Annotated in this window: 27 protein-coding genes; 11 read left to right on the forward strand and 16 right to left on the reverse strand. The window is 68.0% G+C overall.

The window, feature by feature from the left end; translation table 11 throughout:
* Positions 1 to 32 precede the first annotated feature (32 nt).
* Positions 33 to 2,648: a sensor histidine kinase gene (locus FHS97_RS07240; RefSeq protein ID WP_184035201.1), complete on the reverse strand. Its 2,616-nt coding sequence runs from the start codon at positions 2,646 to 2,648 to the stop codon at positions 33 to 35.
* Between the two features lie 136 nt (positions 2,649 to 2,784).
* Here FHS97_RS07240 and FHS97_RS07245 point away from each other — a divergent pair, with 136 nt between their 5' ends.
* Entirely contained in the window at positions 2,785 to 3,462 is a 678-nt protein-coding gene (locus tag FHS97_RS07245) for a response regulator transcription factor (protein ID WP_184035204.1), read from the forward strand.
* Position 3,463: 1 nt separating this feature from the next.
* On the forward strand, positions 3,464 to 4,780 hold the full coding sequence (locus tag FHS97_RS07250) for a sensor histidine kinase (RefSeq protein ID WP_184035207.1): 1,317 nt from the start codon (positions 3,464 to 3,466) through the stop codon (positions 4,778 to 4,780).
* A gap of 172 nt (positions 4,781 to 4,952) precedes the next feature.
* Here the strand turns inward: FHS97_RS07250 and FHS97_RS07255 are convergent, their stop codons facing one another.
* From FHS97_RS07255 to hflK, 5 genes are all read right to left on the reverse strand, one after another.
* Positions 4,953 to 5,522, reverse strand: a complete 570-nt coding sequence (locus tag FHS97_RS07255) for an epoxyqueuosine reductase QueH (protein WP_246346540.1) — start codon at positions 5,520 to 5,522, stop codon at positions 4,953 to 4,955.
* A gap of 227 nt (positions 5,523 to 5,749) precedes the next feature.
* Complete coding sequence (locus FHS97_RS07260; protein WP_184035213.1) at positions 5,750 to 7,396, reverse strand: helicase HerA-like domain-containing protein; 1,647 nt, start codon at positions 7,394 to 7,396, stop codon at positions 5,750 to 5,752.
* 312 nt (positions 7,397 to 7,708) lie between these two features.
* Positions 7,709 to 9,244, reverse strand: a complete 1,536-nt coding sequence (locus FHS97_RS07265) for a Do family serine endopeptidase (RefSeq protein WP_184035745.1) — start codon at positions 9,242 to 9,244, stop codon at positions 7,709 to 7,711.
* Between the two features lie 109 nt (positions 9,245 to 9,353).
* On the reverse strand, positions 9,354 to 10,229 hold the full coding sequence (hflC, locus tag FHS97_RS07270; RefSeq protein ID WP_184035216.1) for a protease modulator HflC: 876 nt from the start codon (positions 10,227 to 10,229) through the stop codon (positions 9,354 to 9,356).
* Positions 10,229 to 11,338, reverse strand: coding sequence for a protease modulator HflK (gene hflK / locus FHS97_RS07275; RefSeq protein WP_184035219.1), 1,110 nt, complete (start codon positions 11,336 to 11,338; stop codon positions 10,229 to 10,231). Before hflK ends, hflC begins: the two co-directional genes overlap by 1 nt.
* A 72-nt stretch (positions 11,339 to 11,410) precedes the next feature.
* On the opposite strand from hflK, the gene FHS97_RS07280 reads away from it, so the two are divergent.
* Positions 11,411 to 12,355, forward strand: a complete 945-nt coding sequence (locus tag FHS97_RS07280; RefSeq protein WP_184035221.1) for an Mrp/NBP35 family ATP-binding protein — start codon at positions 11,411 to 11,413, stop codon at positions 12,353 to 12,355.
* A gap of 307 nt (positions 12,356 to 12,662) precedes the next feature.
* Here the strand turns inward: FHS97_RS07280 and FHS97_RS07285 are convergent, their stop codons facing one another.
* A complete protein-coding gene (locus FHS97_RS07285) occupies positions 12,663 to 13,364 on the reverse strand; it encodes a c-type cytochrome (protein WP_184035749.1) in 702 nt (233 codons plus the stop codon).
* A gap of 100 nt (positions 13,365 to 13,464) precedes the next feature.
* Here FHS97_RS07285 and FHS97_RS07290 point away from each other — a divergent pair, with 100 nt between their 5' ends.
* A complete protein-coding gene (locus FHS97_RS07290; RefSeq protein WP_184035223.1) occupies positions 13,465 to 14,355 on the forward strand; it encodes a prephenate dehydratase in 891 nt (296 codons plus the stop codon).
* A gap of 96 nt (positions 14,356 to 14,451) precedes the next feature.
* Here the strand turns inward: FHS97_RS07290 and FHS97_RS07295 are convergent, their stop codons facing one another.
* On the reverse strand, positions 14,452 to 14,628 hold the full coding sequence (locus tag FHS97_RS07295; protein WP_246346526.1) for a hypothetical protein: 177 nt from the start codon (positions 14,626 to 14,628) through the stop codon (positions 14,452 to 14,454).
* A 172-nt stretch (positions 14,629 to 14,800) separates the two neighbouring features.
* Here FHS97_RS07295 and FHS97_RS07300 point away from each other — a divergent pair, with 172 nt between their 5' ends.
* The 6 genes from FHS97_RS07300 to FHS97_RS07320 all read left to right on the forward strand — a co-directional run bounded on the left by FHS97_RS07300 (position 14,801) and on the right by FHS97_RS07320 (position 17,320).
* Positions 14,801 to 15,472, forward strand: coding sequence for an HAD-IA family hydrolase (locus tag FHS97_RS07300; protein ID WP_184035227.1), 672 nt, complete (start codon positions 14,801 to 14,803; stop codon positions 15,470 to 15,472).
* Entirely contained in the window at positions 15,469 to 15,675 is a 207-nt protein-coding gene (locus tag FHS97_RS07305) for a hypothetical protein (protein ID WP_184035229.1), read from the forward strand. The genes FHS97_RS07300 and FHS97_RS07305 overlap by 4 nt, the downstream gene beginning before the upstream one ends.
* Positions 15,672 to 16,361, forward strand: coding sequence for an ATP12 family protein (locus FHS97_RS07310; RefSeq protein ID WP_184035231.1), 690 nt, complete (start codon positions 15,672 to 15,674; stop codon positions 16,359 to 16,361). The genes FHS97_RS07305 and FHS97_RS07310 overlap by 4 nt, the downstream gene beginning before the upstream one ends.
* A gap of 216 nt (positions 16,362 to 16,577) precedes the next feature.
* Positions 16,578 to 16,721, forward strand: a complete 144-nt coding sequence (locus tag FHS97_RS17765) for an SRPBCC family protein (protein WP_221233187.1) — start codon at positions 16,578 to 16,580, stop codon at positions 16,719 to 16,721.
* A 30-nt stretch (positions 16,722 to 16,751) separates the two neighbouring features.
* Entirely contained in the window at positions 16,752 to 17,015 is a 264-nt protein-coding gene (locus tag FHS97_RS17250) for an SRPBCC domain-containing protein (protein WP_221233188.1), read from the forward strand.
* Positions 17,016 to 17,122: 107 nt separating this feature from the next.
* The gene (locus tag FHS97_RS07320; RefSeq protein ID WP_184035233.1) at positions 17,123 to 17,320 is read left to right on the forward strand and encodes a hypothetical protein; all 198 of its coding nucleotides are present in this window, start codon (positions 17,123 to 17,125) and stop codon (positions 17,318 to 17,320) included.
* Between the two features lie 21 nt (positions 17,321 to 17,341).
* Here the strand turns inward: FHS97_RS07320 and gmk are convergent, their stop codons facing one another.
* The 4 genes from gmk to FHS97_RS07340 all read right to left on the reverse strand — a co-directional run bounded on the left by gmk (position 17,342) and on the right by FHS97_RS07340 (position 20,639).
* Complete coding sequence (gmk, locus tag FHS97_RS07325) at positions 17,342 to 18,001, reverse strand: guanylate kinase (protein ID WP_184035235.1); 660 nt, start codon at positions 17,999 to 18,001, stop codon at positions 17,342 to 17,344.
* A 57-nt stretch (positions 18,002 to 18,058) separates the two neighbouring features.
* Positions 18,059 to 18,889: an S-formylglutathione hydrolase gene (gene fghA, locus FHS97_RS07330; RefSeq protein ID WP_184035238.1), complete on the reverse strand. Its 831-nt coding sequence runs from the start codon at positions 18,887 to 18,889 to the stop codon at positions 18,059 to 18,061.
* A gap of 246 nt (positions 18,890 to 19,135) precedes the next feature.
* A complete protein-coding gene (locus tag FHS97_RS07335; RefSeq protein WP_184035241.1) occupies positions 19,136 to 19,519 on the reverse strand; it encodes a VOC family protein in 384 nt (127 codons plus the stop codon).
* A gap of 13 nt (positions 19,520 to 19,532) precedes the next feature.
* Positions 19,533 to 20,639 (reverse strand): S-(hydroxymethyl)glutathione dehydrogenase/class III alcohol dehydrogenase, encoded by a 1,107-nt coding sequence (locus tag FHS97_RS07340; RefSeq protein ID WP_184035243.1) that lies wholly within the window; start codon positions 20,637 to 20,639, stop codon positions 19,533 to 19,535.
* A gap of 89 nt (positions 20,640 to 20,728) precedes the next feature.
* Here FHS97_RS07340 and FHS97_RS07345 point away from each other — a divergent pair, with 89 nt between their 5' ends.
* Positions 20,729 to 21,868: a CaiB/BaiF CoA transferase family protein gene (locus FHS97_RS07345; RefSeq protein WP_184035245.1), complete on the forward strand. Its 1,140-nt coding sequence runs from the start codon at positions 20,729 to 20,731 to the stop codon at positions 21,866 to 21,868.
* A 214-nt stretch (positions 21,869 to 22,082) separates the two neighbouring features.
* Here FHS97_RS07345 and FHS97_RS07350 read toward each other — a convergent pair whose 3' ends face one another.
* The 4 genes from FHS97_RS07350 to FHS97_RS07365 all read right to left on the reverse strand — a co-directional run bounded on the left by FHS97_RS07350 (position 22,083) and on the right by FHS97_RS07365 (position 25,313).
* Positions 22,083 to 22,694, reverse strand: a complete 612-nt coding sequence (locus tag FHS97_RS07350) for a hypothetical protein (protein WP_184035247.1) — start codon at positions 22,692 to 22,694, stop codon at positions 22,083 to 22,085.
* 116 nt (positions 22,695 to 22,810) lie between these two features.
* Positions 22,811 to 23,578, reverse strand: coding sequence for an imidazole glycerol phosphate synthase subunit HisF (gene hisF, locus FHS97_RS07355; protein ID WP_184035249.1), 768 nt, complete (start codon positions 23,576 to 23,578; stop codon positions 22,811 to 22,813).
* Positions 23,579 to 23,618: 40 nt separating this feature from the next.
* Positions 23,619 to 24,281 carry a hypothetical protein gene (locus FHS97_RS07360; RefSeq protein ID WP_184035251.1) on the reverse strand — a complete coding sequence of 221 codons (663 nt, stop codon included), beginning with the start codon at positions 24,279 to 24,281 and terminating at the stop codon, positions 23,619 to 23,621.
* A 45-nt stretch (positions 24,282 to 24,326) separates the two neighbouring features.
* On the reverse strand, positions 24,327 to 25,313 hold the full coding sequence (locus FHS97_RS07365) for a bile acid:sodium symporter family protein (protein WP_425506296.1): 987 nt from the start codon (positions 25,311 to 25,313) through the stop codon (positions 24,327 to 24,329).
* Positions 25,314 to 25,318 lie beyond the last annotated feature (5 nt).

Genomic DNA, 25,318 nt, shown 5'->3' on the forward strand with positions numbered 1-25,318 from the left:
GTGGGGAGGAACGCCCGACCCCGCCGCCGTGGTCAGGCTGCGGCACGGCGCGAGACCGGGATCGCGATCCGGCAGCGGACGCCGTCCGCCCCCAGCGCGAACGAGGTCTGCGCGCCGAGCTGATAGGGCAGCGCGCGTTCGATCAGCTCGCGCCCCTCTCCCGAACCGAGCGGTGCGGTGCCGGCGGGCGGCATCGCGACGCCGGTCTCGTGCCAGTCGATGTGCAGCCACGGCGTGCCGTCCTCACCGGGCGCGACCGTCCAGCTGATCGACAATCGCCCGCCCGCCGCGCCGAGCGCGCCATATTTGACCGCATTGGTCGCGAGTTCGTGGAGCGCCATCGCCAGCGTCTGGACGGTCGAGGAGCGCAGCCGCACCCCCTTCGGCCCGTCGAGCACCACCGCCGCCGCCTCGCCGTCGAGCGCCGCCATCTCGGCGTCGAGCAGATCGTCGAAGGTGACGCGGTCGTCGTCAGACAGCCGCGACAGCAACGCCTGCACCCGCACCAGCGCCTGCAACCGGTCGCCGAAGCGCTGCTGGAATTCGGGCACGTCGCGGCTCGACCGCGCGCTCTTGTCGGCCAGCGCCTGCACCACGCCGATCAGGTTGCGGGTGCGATGCTGGAGCTCGGCGATCAGCACCTGCTGCCGCTCCGCCCAGACGCGCCGCTCGGTCACGTCGATGATCGCGCCGACCATCCGCACCGGCTGCGCGGCCTCGTCGAAGAAAAAGCGGCCGCGCGCCGAATGCCAGCGGATCGCGCCATCGGGGTGGACGACCCGGAACTCCTGCGCATAAGGCCGCCCGCCGCGCATCGCCTCGGCCATCCGCGTCTCGGCCTCGGCGCGATCGTCGGGATGGACGCGCGCCAGCCACGCGGCATAGCTGGGCTCGACCGCGCCGACCGGATAGCCCTGAAGCTGGAAATGCTCGGCCGACCAATGGACCTCGTCGCCGGCGACGTTCCAGTCCCACAGCCCGATGCGGCCGATCTCGACCGCGCTGCGCAGCCGTTCCTCGCTGCGCGTCAGCGCCTCGCGCGCGTGGCGCGAAACGGTGATGTCGGCGGTGATGCCGCCGATCAGCACCACCTGGCCGCCCGCATCGCGGATCGGAAATTCGGTGGTGCGCAGCCAGCGCGTCGTGGCGTCGGGGGCGTAGCGGATGCGGTAATCGACGGTGACATGCTCGCCGCCGCGGACGCGCGCGATCGCCGCCTCCACCGCGGCGCGATCCTCGGGCACGATCAGCGCCAGCCAGTTGCGATAATGATCGCCGCTCAGCACCACGCGCCGCGGCTGTCCGTAGATCGTCCGGAACGCGGGCGTGACATAACGCCAGTGCAGCGTTCCGGCATCGCGGATCCACAAGGCGTCGCGCGAGGCGTCGCCGAACAGCCGCAGCAATTCCTCGCGCTCGCGCAGCCGCTCGGTCGCCTCGCGCTGCCCGGTCACCTCGAAGACGACGCCGTGGAGGATGCGCGTGTCCGGCCCGTCCGCGCGCCCGCGCCAGCGCAGCCAGCAGCCCGCGGTCGCGCCGGCGACGACCTCCAGCTCGCCGTCGAACTCCTCGCCGGGCAGGATGCGGCGGGTGACGAAGCGGTTGACCGTCTCGCGCGCCTGCGGCGAGAGCCGGTCGAGGAAGTCGGCGGCCGGTTGCGGCGCGTCGCCCGGCGGCATCCCCAGAAGGGCAAAGAAGCGCGCGTCACCGCGCACCTCACGCGCGGCGAGATCGACCCGCCACGCCCCCATCCCGCCGCCGTCGAGCGCGATGCGGCGCAGCTCCTCGCTGCGCCGCACGACCTCGGCGGCGGTGCGGCGCGCGGTGATGTCGATCCCGGTCCCGAACCATTCGGCGACGCGCCCCGCGGCGTCGAGCACCGGCAGCGCGCGCGACGCCACCCAGCCGATCGTGCCGTCCGGGCAGCGGACGCGATGCTCCAGCTCGAACATCCCCGGCCCGTCGAGCGCGGCCGCGATCGCGGCGAACACCGCGCCGCGATCCTCGTGCGGGATGAAGCGCTCGACCCAATCGTCGATCGGCGTCGCGACATCGGGCAGCATCCCGCGCCCGTCGAGCCGCAGCAGCTGGTGCCAGTCGGCGCTCATCCGGAACAGCATGTGGCTGCCGGTCGTCGCCATCATCCGCAGCTGCGCCTCGCTGTCGCGCAGCTGCGCGGTTGCGCGGCGATGATCGGTGACCTCGACGAGCTGCTGCAATGCCCCGGCCACCACCCCGCGCGCGTCGCGGACCGGCAGCCAGATGATGTCGAAGGTGCGGCGCTCGAAGCGTCCGTCCGCGGCGCGCACCGCCACCTCGCGCCCCGTGAGCGACACCGCCTGCCCGGCGCGCACCGTCGCCAGTCGCTCCGCCACCGCCTGATCGTAGATGTCGCTCCAGCCCTCCGCCACCGGCGTGCCGAGCAACGCCGGATGCCGCTCGCGCGCGATCTCGACATAAGCGTCGTTGTAGAGCTGCAGCAGCGTGTCGCCCCACAACAGCGTCGCCGGGCGCGGCATCGCCAGCATCGTCTCGACCGTCGTCACCAGCTCGGAGGGCCAGCCGCCGATCGCACCCAGCGCGGTTGCCGACCAGTCGAAGGCGCGGATCCGGTCCGCCATGTCCCCGGTGCCGAACGGTCGCGTCATCACTGGCTTCATCCCGTCAGCAAGGCGCGAACATTAAACTTTGGCAAGATAAGCCGTTGGCGCCGCAAGCATGATAGCAGTGCGCACGCCGATCGGATAGTGTCGGCGCCTAATCATCAACGTGGCGATACCGACCATGAAGCTGCTGATCGTCGAGGACGACGTCGAATATGCCGCCGCGCTGCAAGCCGAACTGGCGCAGCGCGACCATGACGTTACGATCGCCGAAACCGGACCGAGCGCGCTGACCGCGATTGAGCGCGATGCGTTCGACGCGATGATCCTCGATTCGATGCTGCCGCAACTTAGCGGCGTGCGCGTGGTCGAGCGGTTGCGCGATGCCGGGCACAACCTGCCGGTGCTGATGCTGTCGGCGCTGGGGCGTTCGGCGGAGAAGATCGGCGGGCTGACCGCGGGCGCCGACGATTATTGCGTCAAGCCGACGCCGGCCGCCGAGATCGAGGCGCGGCTGAACGCCCTGTTGCGCGCGCGCGGCTGGACCGCGGCCGGCGACGGCGACATGCTGCGCGCCGGCGACATCGTCATCAGCCCCGGCCAGCATCGCGCATGGCGCGCCGAGCAACCGCTCGACCTGACGCGGCTCGAATTCGGGCTGCTGGCCGAGCTGGTCCGCCATGCCGGCAGCTATCTGACCCGCGCGATGCTGATCGAGCGCGTCTGGGGCTATGATTTCGAGCCGGGCACCAACATCGTCGACGCGCAGGTGCGGCTGCTGCGCCGCAAGCTGACCGCAGACGGCGGCGACGATCCGATCGCGACCAAGCGCGGCGTCGGTTACATGCTGCGCGCCTAGCATGGCGTCGCTCGGGCGGCTGACCGCGCTGTTCCTGGGCGCGTTCGGCGCCGCGACCGCGCTGACCGGCTATGCCAGTTACTCGGCGTCGCGCCACACGATCGAAACGCTGGTCGACCGGCGGCTCGACGAGGTCAGCCGCGCGCTGCTCGACGAGTCGCTGCGCGGCAATGCCGGGGCGATCCTCACGCGGATCTCGGCCCTGTCCGCGCAGCGCGAGACCGGCGATCTCGGCTTCGAGCTGCTCGATGCCAAGGGGCAGCGGCTCGGCGGCAATGTGACGGTTTCCGGGCGCGTGCCGCCCGGCTTCTCGACGCTCGCCGACGGGATGCTGCCGGGCACCGCGACGTTCCGGATGCAGCGCCGCGAAGCGGGCGGCGGGCTGCACCTGGTGACCCTGGTCGAGACCGAACCGATCGACGGGTTCGCGGCGGTGTGGCTGCGCAGCTATGCGCTCGGCTTCGGGCTGATCGTCATCATCGTCGTCGCGGGCGCGGTGTCGTTCAGCACGATCGTGCGGCGACGGATCAGCGAATTGCGCACCACCGCCGAGGCAATCATCGACGGCGACCTGACGCAGCGCGTGCCCGTCGAGCCGGGCAGCGGCGCGTTCGCGCGACAGGCGGCGACCTTCAACCGGATGCTCGACCGGATCGCGGCGCTGGTCGAGAGCCTGCGCCACGTCGGCGGCGATGTCGCGCACGACCTGCGCACCCCGCTCGCGCGGCTGCGCAGCCGGCTCGCGCTGATCGTCGCCGAGACCCCGACCCCTGAGCTGGAGGCCGCGCTCGACCAATGCGACAAGATGCTCGCGATGTTCTCGGCGATCCTGCGCATTTCAGAGGTGGAAGGCGGCGAGCGGCGCACGGCGTTCCGGCCCGTGGCGCTGGCGGCGGTCGCGAGCGATGTGGCCGAAACGCTGGCGGCCACGGCGGCGGACAGCGGACACGTCCTGACAATCGGGCCGCTCGAGGATGGCGCGGTCGAAGGCGACCGCCAGTTGCTGACCCAGGCGACGCTCAATCTGGTCGGCAACGCGCTGACGCATAGCCCGCCGGGCGCGCGGGTCGCCGTATCGGTGACGCGGGCGGCAGCGCAGTTGGTGCTGACCGTCGAGGATGACGGTCCGGGCATCCCCGCCGCCGAACGCGCGACGGCGTTGCGGCGCTTCGGCCGGCTGGATGCGAGCCGCCATTGCCCCGGCCACGGGCTGGGGCTGCCGCTGGTCGAGGCGATCGCCCGGATGCACGGCGGCACGCTGTCGCTGGAGGATGCGCGGCCGGGGCTGCGCGCGACGATCGCGGTGCCGGTGGCCTGACCTCTCCCCTCCCCGTCAGGGGAGGGACCGGGGGTGGGGCAAGTTCGTGCGTGTAGCGGGTGTGGTGAAGTCCCCCACCCCAACCCCTCCCCTGAAGGGGAGGGGCTTAATCTCCGCCCCTTCCGGGTTCGTGCTGAGCTTGTCGAAGCCCGGGCCGACGCGCCGCGCGCCGCTATTCCGCCTTCGCCTCCTCGCCGTAGAACAGCTCGCCGAGGCGGATCTCTTCGCGTCCCTGCGACACGCGATGCGCGTTGGTGTCGCGCAGCGAATAGACGCAGCCGCAATATTCCTGCTGGTAGAAATGCTCGCGCTTGGAGATTTCGATCATCCGCGCCGCACCGCCGCCCTTGCGCCAGTTGAACGTCCAGTAAGCGATATCGGGATAATGCGCCGCCGCGCGCTCGCCGCAGTCGTTGATCTGCGCCATGTTCTTCCAGCGCGAGATGCCGAGCGACGAGGTGATGACCGGGAAGCCGTGCTCATGCGCATAGAGTGCGGTCCGCTCGAAGCGCATGTCGAAGCACATCGTGCAGCGCAGCCCGCGCTCCGGCTCGAACTCCATCCCGCGCGCGCGCTTGAACCAGTTGACGGTGTCGTAGTCGGCATCGACGAACGGGATGTCGTGCTTCTCGGCGAAGCGGATATTCTCCTCCTTGCGGAGGATATATTCCTCCTTGGGGTGGATGTTGGGATTGTAGAAGAAGATCGTATAGTCGATCCCGCTCGCGGTCATCGCCTCCATCACCTCGCCCGAACAGGGCGCGCAGCAGGAATGGAGCAGCACCTTCTTCTGCCCGTCGGGCGGGGTGAGCAGCGGGCGGTCGTAGTCGGTCGTCATGCGCGCCGCCTTAGCGGAAAATGGACCCGAGGTCACGGCCACCTCATCGTCATCCCGGGCTTGACCCGGGATCCCGCTTCCTGTCGACCCGAGGAAGAAGCGGGGCCCCGGATCAAGTCCGGGGCGATCTGTCAGCGCCGCATCAACCCGCCGAGCACGCCGCGCACCACCTGCCCCAACAGCCCGCCGCCGCTCGACCGGCGCCGCGAGCCGCCGAACACCGCCTTGGTCACCTCGTTCGCCACCGCGCGTCCGACCGCCGACGACGCCGAGCGCGAGGCCGAGGTCATCGCGCGGTTCCATGGATCGTTCGCCGACTCGCGCTCGGCCGCCCGGCGGGCGCGCTCTTCCTCACGCGCGGCGCGATCCGCCTCACGCGCCGCCCGCGCGTCCTCCTTCGCCTGCGCCGCGGCGGCCTTTTCCGCCTCGGTCGTGGCGCGCGCCGCAGCCGCCGCGGCGGCCGACTCCTGCGTCTTGGCGGCGAGCAGTTCCTCGGCCGATGCGCGATCGACCAGCGTGTCGTACTTCGTCCCGATCGCGTCGGTCTGGATCAGCACGCGCCGCTCCTCGGGCGTGACCGGGCCGACGCGGCTCGACGGCGGACGGATCAGCGTGCGCTGCACCGGCGACGGCGCGCCGTCGGGCTGGAGCAACGACACCAACGCCTCGCCGGTGCGCAACTCGGTGATCGCGGTCGCGACATCGACGCCGGGGTTGGCGCGGAACGTCTCGGCGGCGGCCTGCACCGCCTTGCGGTCGCGCGGGGTGAAGGCGTTCAGCTTGTGCTGGACGCGATTGCCCAATTGCCCGGCGACGCTGTCGGGTACGTCGATCGGATTCTGGGTGATGAAATAGACGCCGACGCCCTTCGAGCGGATCAGCCGCACGACCTGCTCGATCCGGTCCAGCAGCGCGGGCGGCGCCTCGTCGAACAGCAGATGCGCCTCGTCGAAGAAGAAGCACAGCTTCGGCTTGTCGGCATCGCCGATCTCGGGGAGAAACTCGAACAGCTCGCCGAGCAGCCACAGCAGGAAGGTCGAATAGAGCTGCGGTGACGCCATCAACTTGTCGGCGGCGAGGATGTTGACCAGTCCGCGCCCGTTGTCGTCGGTCCCGAACAGATCCGCCAGCGCCAGCGCCGGCTCGCCGAAGAAATGCTCCGCCCCCTGCGCGCGCAATTGCAGCAGCGCGCGCTGGATCGCGCCGACCGATTGCTTCGAGACATTGCCGTAGCGGGTGGTGAGTTCCTCGGCGCGCTCGGCGCAATGCGCGAGCATCGCCTGCAGATCGTCGAGGTCGAGCAGCAGCAAGCCCTCTTCGTCGGCGACGTGGAAGGCGATCGTCAGCACGCCCTCCTGCACCGCGTTCAGCCCCATCAGCCGCGCGAGCAGCAACGGCCCCATCTCGCTGATCGTGGTGCGGACCGGGTGGCCCTGTTCGCCGAACAGGTCCCAGAATTGCACCGGCGTGTCGGCATAACGCCAGTCGCTCAGACCGATTTCGGCGGCGCGCGCGGCAAAGGCGGCATGGGTCTTGGCGGTCGCCGCGCCGGGCATCGCCAGCCCCGACAGGTCGCCCTTCACGTCGGCGAGGAAGCACGCGACCCCGGCGTTCGAGAAGCCTTCGACGATCCCCTGCAAGGTCACGGTCTTGCCCGTGCCGGTCGCGCCCGCGATCAGCCCGTGGCGATTGGCCAGTGTGAGATCGAGTCGTTGCGGATCAGCTCCGCCTGCGCTCGCGCCAATTAGAAGTTGGCTGGCAAACGTAGCGATTACCATAGCTTACCACTTTCAATTGACAGGCCAAAAGCAACCCAACATTTTGGGCTAGCCATCCGGCAAACAAGGAGATCTATTGTGAAAAAGATTACATCTTTTACAATATGTTCCTCGCTAGCGTTGTTAGCGCCCAACGCTTCCGCCCAAATTGCCAGCTGCCATGCTCCCTGCTGGGGTTGGCCTGGCGCCTGCATGTGCCCGACAGCGAAGCCAGAAACACAAAAAAAGGTACAGATATTCAGGTAAAGCCCGGGACAGCTACTGAAAAAACCGCGCCGTCCCAATATATATATTGGGACGGCGCGGAAATACTTATTTGATCTTTACCGCCAAGAAGCCATTAACTTGGCGGCCGCGCGTCAGGTTGAGCAGCACCGACGGACGCCCGGCCGCCTTGGCGGCCGCGACGATCCGCGCGACATCCGCGCCGGTGCGGACCGGCTGCGAATTGACCGACGAGATCACGTCGCCGCGCTTCAGCTTCTGCCCGGCATCGCTCGATGGATCGACGCCCGCGACGACCACGCCCTGCACGGTCGAGTCGACGCCGATCGAGCGCGCGATCTGCGGCGTGAGCGGCTGGACCGAGATGCCGAGCGAACTCGACCCCGGCGTCGCCTGCGCGCCGCTGTCGTCGTCGGGCAGCCCGTCGTCATCATCGCCTTCGCCGTTGATGACCTTCAACTGATCGTCGGAGGGACGGGTCGAGACGGTCGCATTGATCGACTGGCGCTTGCCGTCACGAATGATATCGAGCTTGATCGTCGAACCCGGCGCGGCATTCGCGACCAGTGACGACAGGGTACGATCCGGCGTCACCGCCTCGCCGTTGATCGCAACGACGACGTCACCCGAGCGCAGCCCGGCCTTGGCACCCGGACCACCCGGCTCAACGCGGCCGATGATCTCGCCCTGATCCTTCGGCAGGCCGAGCGCCCCGGCGATATCGTCGTTCACGCGCTGGATACCTACGCCCAGATAGCCGCGCTTGACCGCCTCGCCCTTCATCAGCGTGGCGATGATCGGCTTGGCTTCGGTCGTCGGGATCGCGAAGCCGATGCCGATGTTGCCGCCCGACTGCGAATAGATCTGGCTGTTGATGCCGATCACTTCGCCGTTCAGGTTGAACATCGGGCCGCCAGAATTGCCCTGGTTGATCGCGGCATCGGTCTGGATGAAGGTGTCGAACGGCCCCGGCTGCCCGGTCGAACGATGCACCGCCGAGACGATGCCCGCGGTCACGGTGCCGCCGAGCCCGAACGGCTGGCCGATCGCCACCACCCAGTCGCCGACGCGCGCGCGCGTCGAGTCGCCCAGCTTCACGTACGGCAGCGGGGTCGGCGAGGTGATCTTGAGCACCGCGAGGTCCGAGGTCGGATCGCGGCCGATCAGCTTGGCCTTATATTCCTTGCGGTCCTGCAAGGTGACGGTGATCGACTCGACCGTCGCGCCCTTTGCCGCGGGGGCGATGACGTGGTTGTTGGTGACCACATAGCCGTCGGCCGAGATCAGGAAGCCCGACCCGAGCGACTGGCCCTCGCGCGTCACCGGGGCACCGCCGCCCCCGCCGCCGAACTGGCCGAACAGATCGCCGAACGGCGTGCCCGCGAACGGGTTCGCCTGCTGCTGGACGGTCACCTTCTGCGTGGTGGAGATGTTGACCACCGCCGGCTGGAGCTTCGCGACCATGTCGGCGAAGCTCATCGGCGCGCCGGCGCGCGGTGCGGCGGCGCTGATCGCGCCCGGCTCGTTCTGCGCGATCTGCGCGGTGGCCGGGTTCTGGAGCGCGAGCGACGCGGCCGTGCCGCCAAGCAGGAGGGCGCCGGTCAAGGCGTAAGCGTAACGCACGGTTTTCATGTCCTCTTGGTCACCCGATCCGAAAGTGATGAATACACTGCACCCTGTGCGGCAATCGTGATGAACGGCGTTTGAATATGAACGCCGCGCTCATCGCCGATTAACGACCGCCACCCTCGAACGCACGAAGATAGCCATTGTTCGGGCTCATGATGATATTGGTCGAACCTTCCGGCTGCGCCCCGCCATCGGCCCCGAACGTGTGGCGATAGCTCTGCATCGCGCGATAGAAGTCATAGAAATCAGCGTCCTTGCTGAAGGCCTCGGCATAGATGCGCGCCGCCTGCGCATCGGCCTCGGCGCGGACGATCTGCGCCTGCTTCTGGCCCTGCGCGCGGATCGTGTTCGCCTCCTGCTGACGCGCGGTGCGCATCCGCTGGAGCGCGCTGTCGAGCGGGCTGCCCTCGGGCAGGTCGGCATGCTTGATCCGCACATCGACGATCTCCGCGCCATATTGGCGTGCCGAGCCCTGCAGCGAGTTCTGGATCGCATCCATCACCGCACCACGCTCGGGGCTGAGCAGCACCGCGAACGTCACCTTGCCGAGTTCGTTGCGCAGCGCGGTGCCGAGCAGCGGACGCAGCTGGTCGGCGACGCGCTCCTCGGTGTTCGAGGTGCTGCCGGTCGAGGTCACCGCCTTGAGCGGATCGACGATCCGGAAGCGCGCATAGGCATCGACGTTGAGCCGCAACTGATCGGTCGACAGCACCAGCGTATTGTCGAGATCGGCGTCGAGGACGCGCTTGTCGACCCAGACGATCTTGTCGATGAACGGCACGCGCGCGATCACGCCCGCGCCGGTGTTGCCGATCGTCTGCCCCGGCTGCCACTGGTTGACCAGCCGGACGGGATTGTTGAGCCGCAGGACCACCGCCTGCTGCGTCTCGGGCACGATCGCGAAGGTCGCCGCGGCAAGGATCGCCAGCAACAGCGCCACCATCCCGATCGCGATCGGGTTACGCGTCAACTGGCTCATCAGCGCTGCCCTCCCTGCGCGGGAGACGTAGTGGTGGTCGTCGTGGTCCCCTGCGCCGGCTCGACCAGCTTGCGCGCGCGATCGAGCGGCAGATACGGGGTTACGCCAGGCGTTTCGACGATCGTCTTGTCGGTCTTGGCCAGCACGGCCTCCATCGTCTCATAATACATGCGGCGGCGCGTCACCTCGGGAGCGAGGCGATATTGCGCATAGACCTGGTCGAAGGCCGACGCCTCGCCCTGCGCGCGCGCGATCACCTGCTGCGAATAGCTGCGGGCGTTGTTGAGGTTGCCGACCGCTTCCTGCTGCGCGGCGGTGACGGCGTTGAAGTCGTCGACCAGCGCCGCGGGCGGCGACGCCTGCTTGATCGACACGCCCTGCACGCGCACCCCGGTCTGATAGCTGTCGAGGATCTGCTGCATCGTCTGCGTGACGCGCGCCTCGATCAGCCCGCGCCCTGCCCCGATCGCGTCGTTCATCCGCGTGGTGGCCAGCACCGCGCGCATCGCGCTTTCGGCGGTCGCGCGCACGGTTTCCTGCGGGTCCTTGATCTCGAACACGTAATTGCGCGGATCGGACACCCGCCAGCGCACCGTATAGGCGAGATCGATGATGTTCTGGTCGCCGGTCAGCACCGCCTCCCCGCCGTCCTGCGGGAATTCGTCGGTGCGGACCTGCTCGACGTCGACCTTGGTCACGTTGACGATCGGCGCGGGCAGGGTGACGCGGATGCCGGGCTCCAGCATCCCCGAATATTTGCCGAAATAGGTGACGACCCCGCGCTGCTGCGGCCCGATCTGGTGGAAGGACGTCAGCAGCAGCCACACCGCGACCAGCAGCCCGACGCCGATCAGCCACAGCGTCCGCGCCGACGCGCCGAGCGGCAGCTGCGGGCGACCGCCGCCGCCCCCGCCGCCACCGCCGCCGACGCGGGTCTTCTTGAGAAATTCGTCGAGCGCGGTTGGCTTGGTCGACGCGCGTCGGCCACCCGGCGGCACCGACCATGGGTTGCGCGGGCCGGCACTGTTGTCGCCGCCGCCTCCCCACGGTCCATTGTTGTCGGCAGCAAGGATGATCGGGCGCCGGAGCCAGCGTCGCAGGATGGTCATGTTGGTCTTTATAGGTGCGCTGTTCACGAAAAACAGTGGCAAGCGGCCTGTACGCGCCTACGGATCGCCCTCATGGACGAGAAAGAAGTGGCAGCAGCCGTCGCCGCGGTGGCCGGAACCCGCGCCACGGTGCGAATCGAGGGGCAGCGGATCGGCGTGGTGATCGACGCCGCCGGGCTCGACGCCCCGACGCGCGACGCGCTGGAGGCGAGCGTGCGGATGGCGGCGGCGCGCCCCGGCTATGAGGTGCGCACCGTCGTCACCGCCGAGCGCGTCGCGCGCCGCATCGTCGCGGTCGCCAGCGGCAAGGGCGGCGTCGGCAAGTCGACGCTGTCCGCCAATCTCGCGATCGCGCTGGCGAAGGCCGGGCGGCGCACCGGGCTGGTCGACGCCGACATCTACGGCCCGTCGCAGCCGCGGCTGATGGCGGTCGAGGGCACGCGGCCCGAGGCGCGCGACAAAGTGTTGCTGCCGGTCGCGACGCCCTATGGCGTGCCGCTGTTGTCGATGGGGCAATTGGTCGAGCCCGGCCGCGCGATCGCGTGGCGCGGTCCGATGACCGCAGGTGCCTTGGGGCAATTGATCGACGCCCACTGGGGCGCGACCGATACGTTGGTGGTCGACCTGCCGCCGGGCACCGGCGACGTGCAGTTGACGATGGTCCAGAAGCACCGCCCGGCCGGCGCGGTGATCGTCTCGACCCCGCAGGATCTCGCGCTGATCGACGCGCGCCGCGCGATCGACCTGTTCGAGAAGGCGGGCGTGCCGATCATCGGGCTGGTCGAGAATATGGCCGGCTATGCCTGCCCGCATTGCGGCGAGGTGTCGGACCCGTTCGGCCATGGCGGCGCGGAGGCGGCGGCGCGCGAGGCGGGGATCGCCTTTCTGGGCCGCGTGCCGCTCGATATCGCGATCCGCACCGCCTCGGATGCCGGCCAGCCGCCGGCCGCGGGGACGGACGACCGCGTGTTCGCCCCGATCGCGGCGCAGGTCGCGGCGTGGCTGGCGGCGGGGTGATCGCAGCGTCGTCCCGGACGTAATCCGGGACACCGCCTCTTCCTGCGCGAGTAAAGCGCGGATCGGAAGGGGTGCAGCCTGAGGGCGCGACCTCCCCCCTTCACACGTCGCCCCGGGCTCGACCCGGGGCCCCGCTTCTTCTCCCGCGCACGAGGAAAGAAGCGGGGCCCCGGATCAAGGCTCTCCTGAGCTTGTCGAAGGGTCCGGGGCGACGAAAGAATAGCCGTCATTGCGAGCGTAGCGAAGCAATCCAGGGCCGGATCAGGACGCCCTGGATTGCCGCGCTACGCTCGCAAAGACGAAACGCTTACTGCTTGGCCGGCGGTACGACGCCGAGCCCCTTGTCTTCCTTGGCCGCCGGATCGATCGACGGCGCGCCCGAGGCCGGGGTCCCGGTGTTGGCGAGGTCGGCGGTGTCGCCCTTGGTCGCCTCGGTGACGTTCGCCACCGCCGGGTCGGTCGGCGCCGCCGCACCCGCCGCCGGTGCGGCCGGCAGCGGCAGGTTCGAGCCCTGCTGGTTCAGATAGGCGATGATGTTCGCGCGGTCCTCGGCATTGCCGAGCCCGGCGAAGGTCATCTTCGTGCCGTTGGCGAATTTGCGCGGGCTGGTCAGCCACGCGTTCATCTTCTCGAAGTCCCAATTGCCGCCGACGCTCTTCAGCGCGTCGGAGAAGGCGAACCCGCCCTTGCCCTGCCCGATCGGCTCGCCCAGCGTGCCGTACAGGTTCGGGCCGATGCCATTGGCGCCGCCCTGATTGATCGTGTGGCAGGCCGCGCACTTCTTGAAGACCTCGGCGCCCTTGGCCGGGTCGGCGCTGCCGAGCAGCGAAGCGATCGGCACGGCGGCAGCCGCGCCGCCGCCGCCAGCCTCCTCGACACCCTCGATCGCATAGCCCGGCTTCTCGGGGCGCTCGCCGTGGAACAGCATGCCGCCCGCGATCGACAGCCCCAAAGCCGTCCCCGCCGCCGCCAGCGCCCAGCCGAAAATCGTGTTGGTCCGATCGTCCATGTCGCCGTTTCGCCCCTCTTCCTTCAGCGTTCCATAGAAAGGGCTCCCGCGCATCGCAAGCGCTTGAGCGGCGCGGCATGCTCTTCTAGGCCACGCGGCCATGCAAAGTTACGCCGCGCCTGCCCGCCCGATCGTCGCCGCCATGGCCGCCGCCGCCGCCGCCGAGCCGGGGCGCGCGGTCGCATTTCAGGGCGCGCCGGGCGCGAACAGCCATGTCGCGGCGCAGGAAGCCTTTCCCGACGCGCTGCCGCTGCCGTGCTTCAGCTTCGAGGATGCGCTGGACGCGGTGAAGACCGGCGCGGCCGATTGCGCGATCATCCCGATCGAGAATTCGCTGCACGGCCGCGTCGCCGACATGCATTTCCTGCTCCCCGAATCCGGGCTGGTCATCACCGGCGAGCATTTCCTCGGCATCCGCCACGCGCTGATCGGCTGCGGCCCGCGCGACGGCGTGCAACAGGCGATGAGCCATCCGCAGGCGCTCGGGCAATGCCGCCACTGGCTGAAGGCGCACGGGATCGCGCCGGTCAATTACCCCGACACCGCGGGCGCGGCGGCGGTGGTCGCGGAGCTGCGCGACCCGCGCATCGCGGCGCTCGCTCCGCCGGGCGCGGCGGCGATCTACGGGCTGGAACTGCTGGCCACCGACATCGCCGATGCCGACCACAATACCACGCGCTTCGTCACGCTGGCGCGCGGCGCGCGATCGCTGTCGGGCGAGGGGCCGTGGATGACGACCTTCATCTTCGCGGTGAAGAACGTCCCCGCCGCGCTCTACAAGGCGATGGGCGGGTTCGCGACCAACGGCGTCAACATGACCAAGCTGGAAAGCTATCAAACCGGCGGCAGCTTCGCGGCGACCGAATTCTATTGCGACGTCGAGGGCCGCCCCGGCGACCCGGCCTTCGACCGCGCGATGGAGGAGCTGGGCTTTCACGCGAAATGGGTGCGCGTGCTGGGCACCTATGCGCAGGCGCGCAAGCGCGGGTAACTTCTCTCGTCATTGCGGGCGTAGCGAAGCGATCCAGCGCCGGACCAGAACGCCCTCGATTGCTTCGCTACGCTCGCAATGACGAAAAGGGAGCGATCAGATCGCCGCCGCCGAATCGGAGATAACGCCCCACGCCGCATAGGTCGCCGCCATCATCGCCACCGAGCAGGTGATCCCGAACAGCACGTAACCGATATAGTTGAGCATCGGCGGGTTCGCGCGCTCCAGCTTGCGGTTGCGCGATGCGCCCGTCAGCACGAAACTCAGCAGCATTCCATACGTTAGTGCAACGGCTTCGATCATTACCCGCCCCTCGGCTCCGGCTAGAGTTGTGCACGCCCCCCGGCGTCCGTGCGCGATTAACCATAGCTTCGGTCCGTCACGAAGTCGTTAACGCGCGCCTCGCCGCTTGCCTCCCACGCTTCGCCGACTAACAGGCATTTTCATGCCCATCCGACTCGCCGTCTTCGATTGCGACGGCACGCTCGTCGACAGCCAGGCCAACATCTGCCGCGTCATGGAACACGCCTTCGCCGCGCTCGGGCTGGTCGCCCCGCCGCGCCCGGCGATCCGCGCGATCGTCGGATTGAGCCTCGTCGAGGCGATGGCGTTGCTCGCGCCAGGTCTCGACCCGGCGGTGCATCTGGCGCTGACCGATGCGTACAAGATGATCTTTCGCCGGATGCGCGAGACCGGCGAGCTCGATGCCGAACCGCTCTACGACGGGCTGGTCGAAGCGCTCGACGTGCTGGCGGCGGACGGCTGGTCGTTCGGCGTCGCGACCGGCAAGTCGGACCGCGGCCTCGCGCATGTGCTGGCGGTCCACGGCCTCGCCGATCGGTTCGTCACGCTCCAGACCGCCGACCGGCATCCCTCCAAGCCCGATCCCGCGATGCTGCACGCCGCGATGGCGCAGGCCGGCGCATTGCCCCATATGACGGCGATGATCGGCGACACGACGTTCGACATGACGATGGCGTGCGCGGCGGGTGCGCGCGCGATCGGCGTGAGCTGGGGCTATCACCACGAGGAAGCGCTGTGGCAGGCCGGGGCGGCGCGCGTCGCGCACCGCTGCGCCGAGCTGCCCCAGTGTCTGGCGGCGTGTCTGGCGGCATGAGCGATCCGGCACGCGCGCGCTGGGCGGCGATCGTCGCGACGCGGCTGGCGGGTACCGCCGGCGCGCTGCTCGGTGTGGTGTTGCTCGGGCGCGCGCAGACATTGGGGCCGAAGTTGCTGGGCGTGGCGATCGTGGTCAGCGCGCTGTGGATGATCGCCACCGTGCCGCGCGCGCTGGCGCGGCGGTGGAGGAGTCCGAAGTGAAGCGTTTCTGGACCGAGGTGGCGGTGGACGCCGACCGCGCGATCCGGCTCGACTCGCGCCCGGTGCGGACCCCGGGGCGCGCGCCGCTCGCGCTGCCGACGCTGGCGCTGGCCGAGGCGGTGGCGGACGAGTGGCGCGCGGTCGGCGAGACGCTCGACCCGCGCGCGATGCCGCTGACCGGGCTCGCCAATGCCGCGATCGACCGCATCGCCCCGGCGCCGGACGGGTTTGCCGCCGGGCTCGCCGCCTATGCCGAGAGCGACCTGCTCTGCTATCGCGCCGATGCACCCGCCGAGCTGGTCGCGCGGCAGGCGGCGGCATGGGACCCGCTGCTCGACTGGGCGCGCGACCGCTACGACGTGCATTTCGAGATCGTCACCGGCGTGATGCACCGCGCGCAGCCGCCCGCCACGATCGCCCGGCTGGGCGAGGCGGTGGCGAGTCGCGACGCCTTCACGCTCGCGTCGCTGTCGCCGCTGGTAACGCTGACCGGCACGTTGGTGGGCGCGCTGGCGCTCGCGGAGGGCGCGGTGACGCCGGACGCACTATGGACTGCGGCGATGGTCGACGAGGACTGGCAGGCCGAACGCTGGGGCGAGGACCCGCTCGCCGCGCAAGCGCGCGCGGGTAAGCGGCGCGACTATGACGCGGCGGCGCGGTTTCTGTCGTTGGTCGAGGTCAGTTGAAGGACGCGTGAAGACGATGATGGGCAGAAAGCTACCGAACTGACCTGTGTCACCGTTGACTCAGATGGTCGTCAAACCGGTCAACCACAACGAAAACGCGTTTTAATCGGAAATTCACAGGCCCTTATCTTTCACGGACTCGATCCAACCAAATAGCCTTGCAGCAACACCAAACAATTGTAGAGTAGCGGCAGGACGCGAGCCGGCAGAAATGCGATGAAAGACATCTCATCCGCAATCACGATTGCAGCTCATCCCGACAAGATATGGAATGTACTAACAGATTTCTCATTATACGCGGTCTGGAACCCGTTCATCCGAGCGGCGTCGGGATCACCAGTATCTGGCACTAGCCTGTAAATTCGCATTTGCCCTCCCGGTGGCAAGCCCATGTCGTTCAGGCCAACGGTCTTGGCAGCCCGAAGAGGCCACGAACTTCGCTGGCGAGGCAGGCTGATCCTGCCGGGCCTTTTGGACGGTGAACATTATTTCACATTGAAGCCGGTGGGGTCTGGCACCCTGTTCACACAAGGCGAAACATTTAGCGGTCTTCTGGTCGGGCTGGTCGGCTCAACCACTTTCGAGAAGGTGGAGCAAGGAATGAAAGCCATGAACAAGGCTCTTCGCCAGCGCGCGGAGACGGATACCGGCTGACGATTTCCGTCGTTCTCTAAGGCCGATCGTTCTGCGGCAGCAGCACGACAATACACCGCCCCCGGCTTTCCAAGCAAAGCCCTACCCCCATCGTAGGAAGAGCGACGATGCTCGTGACCATGGCCCTCACGCTCGCGACGACGACCTCCTGTACCGACGTGAAGCGCGTCTGCCGCGCCTGTACGGTCGGTGAAAATATCACCCGCTGCTCGACAATCGGGATAGCCTGTCAGCCGTCGATCCGCATCTGTCGCCCGAAGGTTGATGCCGCAGCCAAGCAACGCAGGAGTGTGACGCGGCCTTGAACTTATACTTGTTAGCGGCTCCTACCCCGCCGGCGTGCGCAGCTTCCGGATGAAGCCGATCAGCCCGGTCTGACGCGAGCGCTTGAGCCGTTCGGCGGCGAGGATCGTCTTCACCTTGGCGTAGCAGCTCTCGACATCGTCGTTGACCAGCACATAGTCATAGCCGTCCCAGTGGCTGATCTCGGCATCGGCGCGGCTCATCCGGCGCTCGATGATCTCCTGCGCGTCGGTGGCGCGGCCCTCCAGCCGGCGGCGCAGTTCCTCCATCGACGGCGGCAGGATGAACACCCGCACCACGTCGCCGCCTGCGATCTGGTGGAGCTGCTGCGCGCCCTGCCAGTCGATGTCGAACAGCACGTCCTTGCCGTCCGACAGCATCGCGTCGACCGGCGCGCGCGGCGTGCCGTACCGCTGATCGAAGACGTGCGCCCATTCGAGAAATTCGTGATTCGCCGCCATCTCGCGGAATTTGTCCAGCGAGACGAAATGGTAATCGCGCCCGTCCTCCTCGCCGCGGCGGATCGCGCGGGTGGTGGCGGACACGGACAGCGACAGTTCGGGCTCGCTGGCGAGCAGCATCCGCGCGATCGTCGACTTCCCCGCGCCGGAAGGCGAGGACAGGACGAACAACAATCCGCGACGCTTCATGTGGTGCGGGTCGGCGGGGAGGCGATCGGGCATGGGGGCTGATGCCCCGCCCCGCCCGCTTGCGTCAAGCGCGCAGCCGCGCTGGAGACGTCAAGCGCGCAGCCGCGCCGCGTGCCACGCGAGCTGATCGGCCATGAAGGTCGAGATGAAGTGATAGCTGTGGTCGTAGCCCGGCTGCATCCGCAACGTCAGGTCGATTCCGGCGTCGGCGCAGGCGGTCGCCAGCAATTCGGGGCGGAGTTGCCCGGCAAGGAACGAATCGGCATCGCCCTGATCGATCAGGATTTCCGGCACGCGCGCGCCATCTTCGATCAGCGCGACCGCATCGTGGCGGCGCTTGGCGGCAGCGTCGTCGCCGAGATAGCGGTCGAGCGCCTTGCCCCACGGCACCTGAGTCGGCGCGACGATCGGTGCGAAGGCGGAAACGGCGCGGAACCGGCCGGGGTGGCGCAGCGCGACGGTCAGCGCGCCATGCCCGCCCATCGAATGTCCCATGATCGACTGGCGCGCCATATCGGCGGGGAAGTGCTCGCCGATCAACGCGGGCAGTTCGGCGGTGACATAGGACCACATGCGGTAATGCGTCGCCCATGGCGCCTCGGTCGCGTCGACGTAGAAGCCGGCGCCCTTGGCGAAATCCCATGCCTCCTCGTCGGGCACGTCGTCGCCGCGCGGGCTGGTGTCGGGCGCGACGAAGATCAGCTTGTGCTCGGCGCAGGCGCGGCGGAACTCGCCCTTGTCGGTGACATTGGCGTGGGTGCAGGTCAGCCCCGACAGGTACCAGACCACCGGCAGCGTCGCGCCCGGCGCGTGATCGGGGACATAAACCGAGAAGGTCATGTCGGTGCCGGTCGCGCTCGAGCGATGGCGGTACACGCCCTGCGTCCCGCCATGCGCGCGCGCGGTGGAGACGGTTTCCATGGATGATCCTTTCAAGGCCGGTCTGCTTCGGAGTGCGGGTGGATGATGGGAGGGAGCCCTCCCCCACTCTGTCGCCCCGGACTTGATCCGGGGCCCCGCTTCTACTTCGGTTGAGAAGAAAAGCGGGCTCCCGGATCAAGTCCGGGATGACGAAAATACGTCGTCATTGCGAGCCTAGCGAAGCGCTCCAGTGCCGGATCAGGACGCCCTGGACTGCTTCGCTACGCTCGCGATGACGGCCAGCACTCACGCCGGCACGCGATACGCCCCGCACAGCTTGTTGCCGTCCGGATCGCGCAGATAGGCGAGATAAAGTTGCCCGAACGGGCTGGTGCGCACCCCCGGCGCGTCCTCGATCGCGGTGCCGCCATTGGCCACGCCCGCGTCGTGCCACGCCTGCGCCTGCTCCGGCCCGCTCATTCGGAAACCGATCGTCCCGCCATTGGCGTGGCACGCCGGCTCACCGTCAATCGGGCGCGAGATCATGAACAGCGCGCCGTCATGCGCATAGACGACGCGGCCCTTCTCGTCCTGCCGCCCCTCGCGTCCACCCAGCGCGGCGAACAGCGCGTCGTAGAATTTCTTCGACCGGGCCACGTCGTTCGATCCGACCATCACATGACTGAACATCGTCGTCCCTCCCTCAGTAAACCACGACGCTGCGGATGCTCTCGCCGGCATGCATCAGGTCGAAGCCCTTGTTGATCTCGTCGAGCGTCAGCCGATGCGTGATCATCGGATCGATCTGGATCATCCCGTTCATATACCAGTCGACGATCTTCGGCACGTCGGTCCGCCCGCGCGCGCCGCCGAACGCGGTGCCCTTCCAGACGCGCCCGGTGACGAGCTGGAACGGCCGCGTGCTGATCTCCTTGCCCGCCTCGGCGACCCCGATCACGATCGACTCGCCCCAGCCGCGATGCGCGCTCTCCAGCGCCTGCCGCATCACGACCGTGTTGCCGGTGCAGTCGAACGTATAATCCCCGCCGCCATCGGTCAGCGCGACCAGATGCTGGACGACGTCGCCGACGTCTTTCGGATTGACGAAATCGGTCATCCCGAACTGCCGCCCCCACGCTTCGCGATCGGGGTTGATGTCGACCCCGACGATCCGCGCCGCGCCGGCCAGCTTCGCGCCCTGGATAACGTTGAGCCCGATCCCGCCGAGCCCGAACACGATCACCGTCGCGCCGACCTCCACCTTGGCGGTGTTGACCACCGCGCCGACCCCGGTGGTGACGCCACAGCCGATATAGCAGCTGGTGTCGAACGGCGCGTCGGGCCGAATCTTCGCGACCGCGATCTCGGGCAGCACGGTAAAGTTCGAGAAGGTCGAGCAGCCCATATAATGGTAGATCGACTGCCCCTTGTAGCTGAAACGCGTCGTGCCGTCGGGCATCAAGCCCTTCCCCTGCGTGGCGCGGATCGCGGTGCACAAATTGGTCTTGCCGCTGAGGCACGACTTACACTGGCGACATTCGGGGGTGTAGAGCGGGATGACGTGATCGCCCGGCGTCACGCTGGTCACGCCCGCGCCGACCTCACGCACGATGCCGCAGCCTTCGTGCCCGAGCACGCTGGGGAACAGCCCCTCGCTGTCGAGCCCGTCGAGCGTATAGGCATCGGTGTGGCAGATGCCGGTCGCCATGATCTCGACCAGCACCTCGCCGGCCTTCGGGCCTTCGAGATCCAGCTCAACGATCTCCAGCGGCTTCTTCGCCTCGAACGCGACGGCGGCGCGGGTCTTCATGGGGCAACCTCTTCGTGACTGTGGGCGGGGTCTTAGGCGGCGATCAGGGACGGTTTCAAGGCGTCGCCGTCGCCGCTAGACCGAAGCGCATGACCATCCGCCCCCTCGCCGGCCTGCGCGTCCTCGAACTCGCGCGTATCCTCGCCGGCCCATGGGCCGGGCAGTTGCTCGCCGATCTCGGCGCGGACGTCATCAAGGTCGAGCGCCCCGGCGAGGGCGACGACACCCGCCATTGGGGCCCGCCGTTCGTCGCCGACACGCCGGGCGAGCGCGGCTCGGCGGCCTATTATCACGCCTGCAACCGCGGCAAGCGCTCGGTCGCGATCGACATCGCCACCTCCGAGGGACAGGCGCAGGTGCGCGCGCTCGCCGCCGGGGCGGATGTGGTGATCGAGAATTACAAGGTCGGCGGGCTGACCAAATACGGCCTCGACCCCGCCAGCCTGCGCGCCGCCGATCCGCGGCTGATCGTCTGTTCGATCACCGGTTTCGGGCAGGACGGTCCCTATGCGCAGCGCGCCGGTTACGACTTCATCATCCAGGGGATGGGCGGAATGATGTCGATCACCGGCGAGCCCGACGGCCCCCCGCAGAAGGGCGGCGTCGCGCACGCCGATCTGTTCACCGGCGTCTATGCGACGGTCGCGATCCTCGCCGCGGTGGTCGCGCGCGCATCGAGCGGGGTCGGCACGCATATCGATATGGCGCTGCTCGACACGCAGGTCGCGGTGCTCGCCAATCAGGCGCTCAACTGGATGGCGAGCGGCGTGGTGCCGCAGCGGCTCGGCAACGGCCACCCCAATCTCGCGCCGTATCAGAGCTTCCCGACGAGCGACGGCGACCTGATCGTCGCGGTCGGCAACGATCGCCAGTTCGCGAAGCTGTGCGCGGTACTGAAAGTGCCAACACTGGCGGACGACGCGCGGTTCGCGACCAATCCGGCGCGCGTGGCGAACCGCGCCGTTTTGCTCCCGCTGCTGGTGGCGCGCACTGTCCTATGGCGCGCCGCCGACCTGCTCGCCGCGCTGGAGGCGGCGGGGGTGCCGGTCGGCCCGGTCAACCGCATCGATCAGGTTTTCGCCGACCCGCAGGTGATTGCGCGCGGGATGCAACTGGCGATGGCTGGGGTGCCGGGGCTCGCCTCACCAATCCGCTACGACGGCGAACGCGCGGTGGCGGCGCGCCCGAGCCCGCGACTGGGGGAACATGCGGGTGCTGCGTGGCTGTGATCGCCTCAAAGAGGCTATCAATCCACTTGGCATCCGCTGAGCATAAATGACCTGATCTAATCAAAGGAGCACGTCGACTCGCGTGAGCCGTTCAATCGAAGACGATGTACCGGATTTACATGCCTTGCCACGAGGCTCACCTCGCCACTACGATTTATTTGAAGACTTGGTTATAAACGCGGCCACCCAGCAAAAATACAATGCTGTTTTATCTCTAGGGCGTTTGATCGTAAACACTAGTGAAGAATCGCGGTTCTGGACCAACATTATAATTGACTGAAGCGTGCGAGAGCAGGTCATTCAAATCCATCTGCATCGCCATTAGTATCTCATTGACATACTCGATTGCGGCCGCAAGGCCTCGCTCAGCATCAACACCTCGAATTAACGAATAATCATCCCAAACGCTTGCGATTATGTCCATTGCTTCAGCCGAGGCAAGTGCGCACGATATCGACAAATGATTTCTGTCTGGCTGGCTTGCCACAATCCGGAGCATCTCCGATCTACGAGCAGCGCGAATCGCTACATGGCGTAATGCACGAGTCCATAGATCAGAATCGAAATTATCGGCCTTCCAAGAAATGTTGAAAGCTCGCCTCGTCTCCATAAGTATAGCAGTGGCTTCATGACACGCCTCTGCTACATGGATAGCGCTCCGCCTATCCGCGTCGGCCGCAACTTTCGCATTTCTTAGCAGTTGATGCAAATTGATTCCGAGTGGAACAACTAAGGCAACTATTACCGCCAAAGCCGTCGCGATCGAAGAGATAGCACTCCATTCGTAATCACGCAGCGTTAGAAAAACAGGGTGATCGGATTTCACGACACTCATTGTGCGCCGTGTAGCTTTAGACCACAAGAGCAATTTAGATGGCTGATTAGCAAAACTAACCTGCACCCACTGCCGTGTTAGCCATTTATCTCGGCAAACGCCCCCGCCTACCGCAACGGCGCCCGTACCGGCACCCCCGCCGCCGCCAGCGCGTCATGCGCCTCCGCCACCGTCGCCTGACCGAAATGGAAGATCGACGCCGCCAGCACCGCCGAGGCATGCCCCTCGACCACCCCTGCGACCAGATCGTCCAGCGACCCGACCCCGCCGCTCGCCACCACCGGCACCGCGGTGCGGTCGGCGATCGCGCGGATCAAGTCGAGATCATAGCCCCCTTTGGTCCCATCGCGGTCCATCGAGGTCACCAGCAACTCGCCCGCGCCCAGCTCGGCGAGCCGCAGCGCGTGTTCGACCGCGTCGATCCCGGTCGCGCGCCGCCCGCCGTGCGTGAACACCTCCCAGCCGTCCCCGCTACGCCGCGCATCGACGCTGGCGACGCAGCACTGGCTGCCGAACCGCTCGGCGATGTCGGCGACCACCTCGGGGCGCGCGACGGCGGCGGAATTGACCGCGACCTTGTCCGCCCCCGCCAGCAGCAGCGCGCGCGCATCCTCGGCGGTGCGCACCCCGCCCCCGACGGTCAGCGGCATGAAGCACACCGCCGCGGTCCGCCGCACGACGTCGAGGATCGTGCCGCGCGCCTCATGACTCGCGGTGATGTCGAGGAAGCAGAGTTCGTCGGCCCCCGCCGCGTCATAGGCGCGCGCCTGTTCGACGGGATCGCCGGCATCGACCAGATCGACGAAATTGACGCCTTTGACGACGCGCCCGCCGGCAACGTCGAGGCACGGGATCACACGGGCGCGAACGGTCATGCGCGGCTCATGCCCGCGCGGCGGCGGCGGGGCAAGCGGGTCAGAAGGGCGCGGGGATGAAGCGCGTGACAGTCGCGGTCGTCACTTGGTCGCCTGGCACGTAGCGAAGCTCGGTCACAATAGCGCCGCGCTGACCCATCCACATCACGATCTCGTTTTGCTCGCGTAAGATCATCCATGGCTGCACGCGCGCGAGTTCGCGACGGAGCCCTGCCGCCGTCACGCACAATCGCGATCCGGTACGGTCGGTACAGCGATAGCGCGGGGCGCCATGCCCGGCGCGCCACTCGTGCAAGCGCGTGAGTTCAGCGATGGCAACGGCGGGAGCAAGGTCGGGGTGCGTCCCGACATAGCCTCCTGTCGGGCAGCCAGCGCCACTGCCGAGCGCGACTTCGGGACGTGATCGAGCCCGGTCGACGTCCAGATATTGCGGTCCCCCCGTGTCGTCGGAATGAAGACGACTGAAGGACACACGCCAATAATGGCGCAGACAGCCTCCGCCGGGCAGTGCGGTCGCACGCTCGACCATCGTCAGCTCGGTCGTTCCGGGCGGCGGGAGCGCATCGCCTACGTGCCGCACCTCCACGATCGGCTCGTGCGGATAACCGGCGAGCGCCAGCTCGCCCGCCGTCGCGGGCGGCAGCCGCATGATCTCCTCCAGCGTCGGCGTGGCGGCAGCGGCGAGCAGCAAGGCGGCGATCATGACGATAGTATTAGCGCCCTGCGCACGCGCCACCCAGCACCCGCGTCACCCGTTTTGGTCAGCCCGCTCCGCATAGCGCCGCGCCAGCCATGCGCAGACGAACAATTGCACCTGATGGAAGATCATCAGCGGCAGCACGACCAGCCCGACGCTGTGCGACGGGAACAGGATCGCCGCCATCGGGATGCCGCTCGCCATGCTCTTCTTCGAGCCGCAGAAGACGGTCGCGATCTCGTCGGGCACCGTGAACCCCGAGGCGCGCGACGCAAGCGTCATCGCAGCGATCACGATCGCGAGGATCACCAGCGAGACGAGCACGATCGCCACCAACGTGAGCGGCGAGACATGGTGCCACAATCCCGCGACCACCCCCGCGCCGAACGCGGCATAGACGACCACCAGCACCGATCCGCGATCGACCACCTTGGTCAGCAGCGGATGCGCGAGCAGCCAGCCTTGCGCCCACGGCCTGATCGCCTGCCCGACGACGAACGGCAGCAGGATCTGCAGGGCGATGTCGCGCAACGCGTCGAGCGACAGCCCGCCGCTGGCGGTCGCGAGCAATTGCGCGACCAGCAACGGGGTGATGACCACGCCGACGAGGTTCGACAGCGACGCGCTGCACAGCGCCGCGGGCACGTTGCCGCGCGCGATCGAGGTGAAGGCGATCGACGACTGGACGGTCGACGGCAGCAGGCAGAGATACAATAGCCCGGTGACGATCGGCGCGGGAAGCCACGCGTGCGTCGCCGCCGCGACGCCGAGGCCGATCAGCGGGAACAGCAGGAAGGTGCTGGCGAACACCAGCAGCTGCAACCGCCATTGCGCCAGCCCCGCCCAGATTGCCTGCGGCGCGAGCCGCGCGCCGTACAGCAGGAATAGCAACGCCACGGCGACGGTGGTGCCATGTTCGACCCACACCGCCGCTTGCCCACGCGCCGGCAGCACCGCGGCGAGCGCGACGGTCGCGATCAGCAGCAGCAGGAAGCGGTCGGCGCGCGCCAGCACCGCGCCGATGTGCCCGGCCCTCACGCCGG

Source organism: Sphingomonas endophytica, assembly GCF_014199415.1.
Classification (GTDB): domain Bacteria; phylum Pseudomonadota; class Alphaproteobacteria; order Sphingomonadales; family Sphingomonadaceae; genus Sphingomonas; species Sphingomonas endophytica.

What these genes read in the sequence shown, in the direction of transcription:
- FHS97_RS07295 (WP_246346526.1), bottom strand. Translation starts at nt 14,628, where the DNA reads ATGCTGCTGAGTTTCGTGCTGACGGGCGCATCGCGCAACCGCAAGCTG.
- FHS97_RS07255 (WP_246346540.1), bottom strand. Translation starts at nt 5,522, where the DNA reads ATGGAGGCGATGACCGCGAGCGGGATCGACTATACGATCTTCTTCTAC.
- FHS97_RS07345 (WP_184035245.1), top strand. Translation starts at nt 20,729, where the DNA reads ATGACCATCCGCCCCCTCGCCGGCCTGCGCGTCCTCGAACTCGCGCGT.
- fghA (WP_184035238.1), bottom strand. Translation starts at nt 18,889, where the DNA reads ATGGAAACCGTCTCCACCGCGCGCGCGCATGGCGGGACGCAGGGCGTG.
- FHS97_RS07245 (WP_184035204.1), top strand. Translation starts at nt 2,785, where the DNA reads ATGAAGCTGCTGATCGTCGAGGACGACGTCGAATATGCCGCCGCGCTG.
- FHS97_RS07320 (WP_184035233.1), top strand. Translation starts at nt 17,123, where the DNA reads ATGCTCGTGACCATGGCCCTCACGCTCGCGACGACGACCTCCTGTACC.
- FHS97_RS07340 (WP_184035243.1), bottom strand. Translation starts at nt 20,639, where the DNA reads ATGAAGACCCGCGCCGCCGTCGCGTTCGAGGCGAAGAAGCCGCTGGAG.
- FHS97_RS07285 (WP_184035749.1), bottom strand. Translation starts at nt 13,364, where the DNA reads ATGGACGATCGGACCAACACGATTTTCGGCTGGGCGCTGGCGGCGGCG.
- FHS97_RS07300 (WP_184035227.1), top strand. Translation starts at nt 14,801, where the DNA reads ATGCCCATCCGACTCGCCGTCTTCGATTGCGACGGCACGCTCGTCGAC.
- gmk (WP_184035235.1), bottom strand. Translation starts at nt 18,001, where the DNA reads ATGCCCGATCGCCTCCCCGCCGACCCGCACCACATGAAGCGTCGCGGA.
- FHS97_RS07335 (WP_184035241.1), bottom strand. Translation starts at nt 19,519, where the DNA reads ATGTTCAGTCATGTGATGGTCGGATCGAACGACGTGGCCCGGTCGAAG.
- FHS97_RS07280 (WP_184035221.1), top strand. Translation starts at nt 11,411, where the DNA reads ATGGACGAGAAAGAAGTGGCAGCAGCCGTCGCCGCGGTGGCCGGAACC.
- hisF (WP_184035249.1), bottom strand. Translation starts at nt 23,578, where the DNA reads ATGACCGTTCGCGCCCGTGTGATCCCGTGCCTCGACGTTGCCGGCGGG.
- hflK (WP_184035219.1), bottom strand. Translation starts at nt 11,338, where the DNA reads ATGACCATCCTGCGACGCTGGCTCCGGCGCCCGATCATCCTTGCTGCC.
- FHS97_RS07240 (WP_184035201.1), bottom strand. Translation starts at nt 2,648, where the DNA reads ATGACGCGACCGTTCGGCACCGGGGACATGGCGGACCGGATCCGCGCC.
- hflC (WP_184035216.1), bottom strand. Translation starts at nt 10,229, where the DNA reads ATGAGCCAGTTGACGCGTAACCCGATCGCGATCGGGATGGTGGCGCTG.
- FHS97_RS17765 (WP_221233187.1), top strand. Translation starts at nt 16,578, where the DNA reads ATGAAAGACATCTCATCCGCAATCACGATTGCAGCTCATCCCGACAAG.
- FHS97_RS17250 (WP_221233188.1), top strand. Translation starts at nt 16,752, where the DNA reads ATGTCGTTCAGGCCAACGGTCTTGGCAGCCCGAAGAGGCCACGAACTT.
- FHS97_RS07305 (WP_184035229.1), top strand. Translation starts at nt 15,469, where the DNA reads ATGAGCGATCCGGCACGCGCGCGCTGGGCGGCGATCGTCGCGACGCGG.
- FHS97_RS07250 (WP_184035207.1), top strand. Translation starts at nt 3,464, where the DNA reads ATGGCGTCGCTCGGGCGGCTGACCGCGCTGTTCCTGGGCGCGTTCGGC.
- FHS97_RS07290 (WP_184035223.1), top strand. Translation starts at nt 13,465, where the DNA reads ATGCAAAGTTACGCCGCGCCTGCCCGCCCGATCGTCGCCGCCATGGCC.
- FHS97_RS07260 (WP_184035213.1), bottom strand. Translation starts at nt 7,396, where the DNA reads ATGGTAATCGCTACGTTTGCCAGCCAACTTCTAATTGGCGCGAGCGCA.
- FHS97_RS07360 (WP_184035251.1), bottom strand. Translation starts at nt 24,281, where the DNA reads ATGATCGCCGCCTTGCTGCTCGCCGCTGCCGCCACGCCGACGCTGGAG.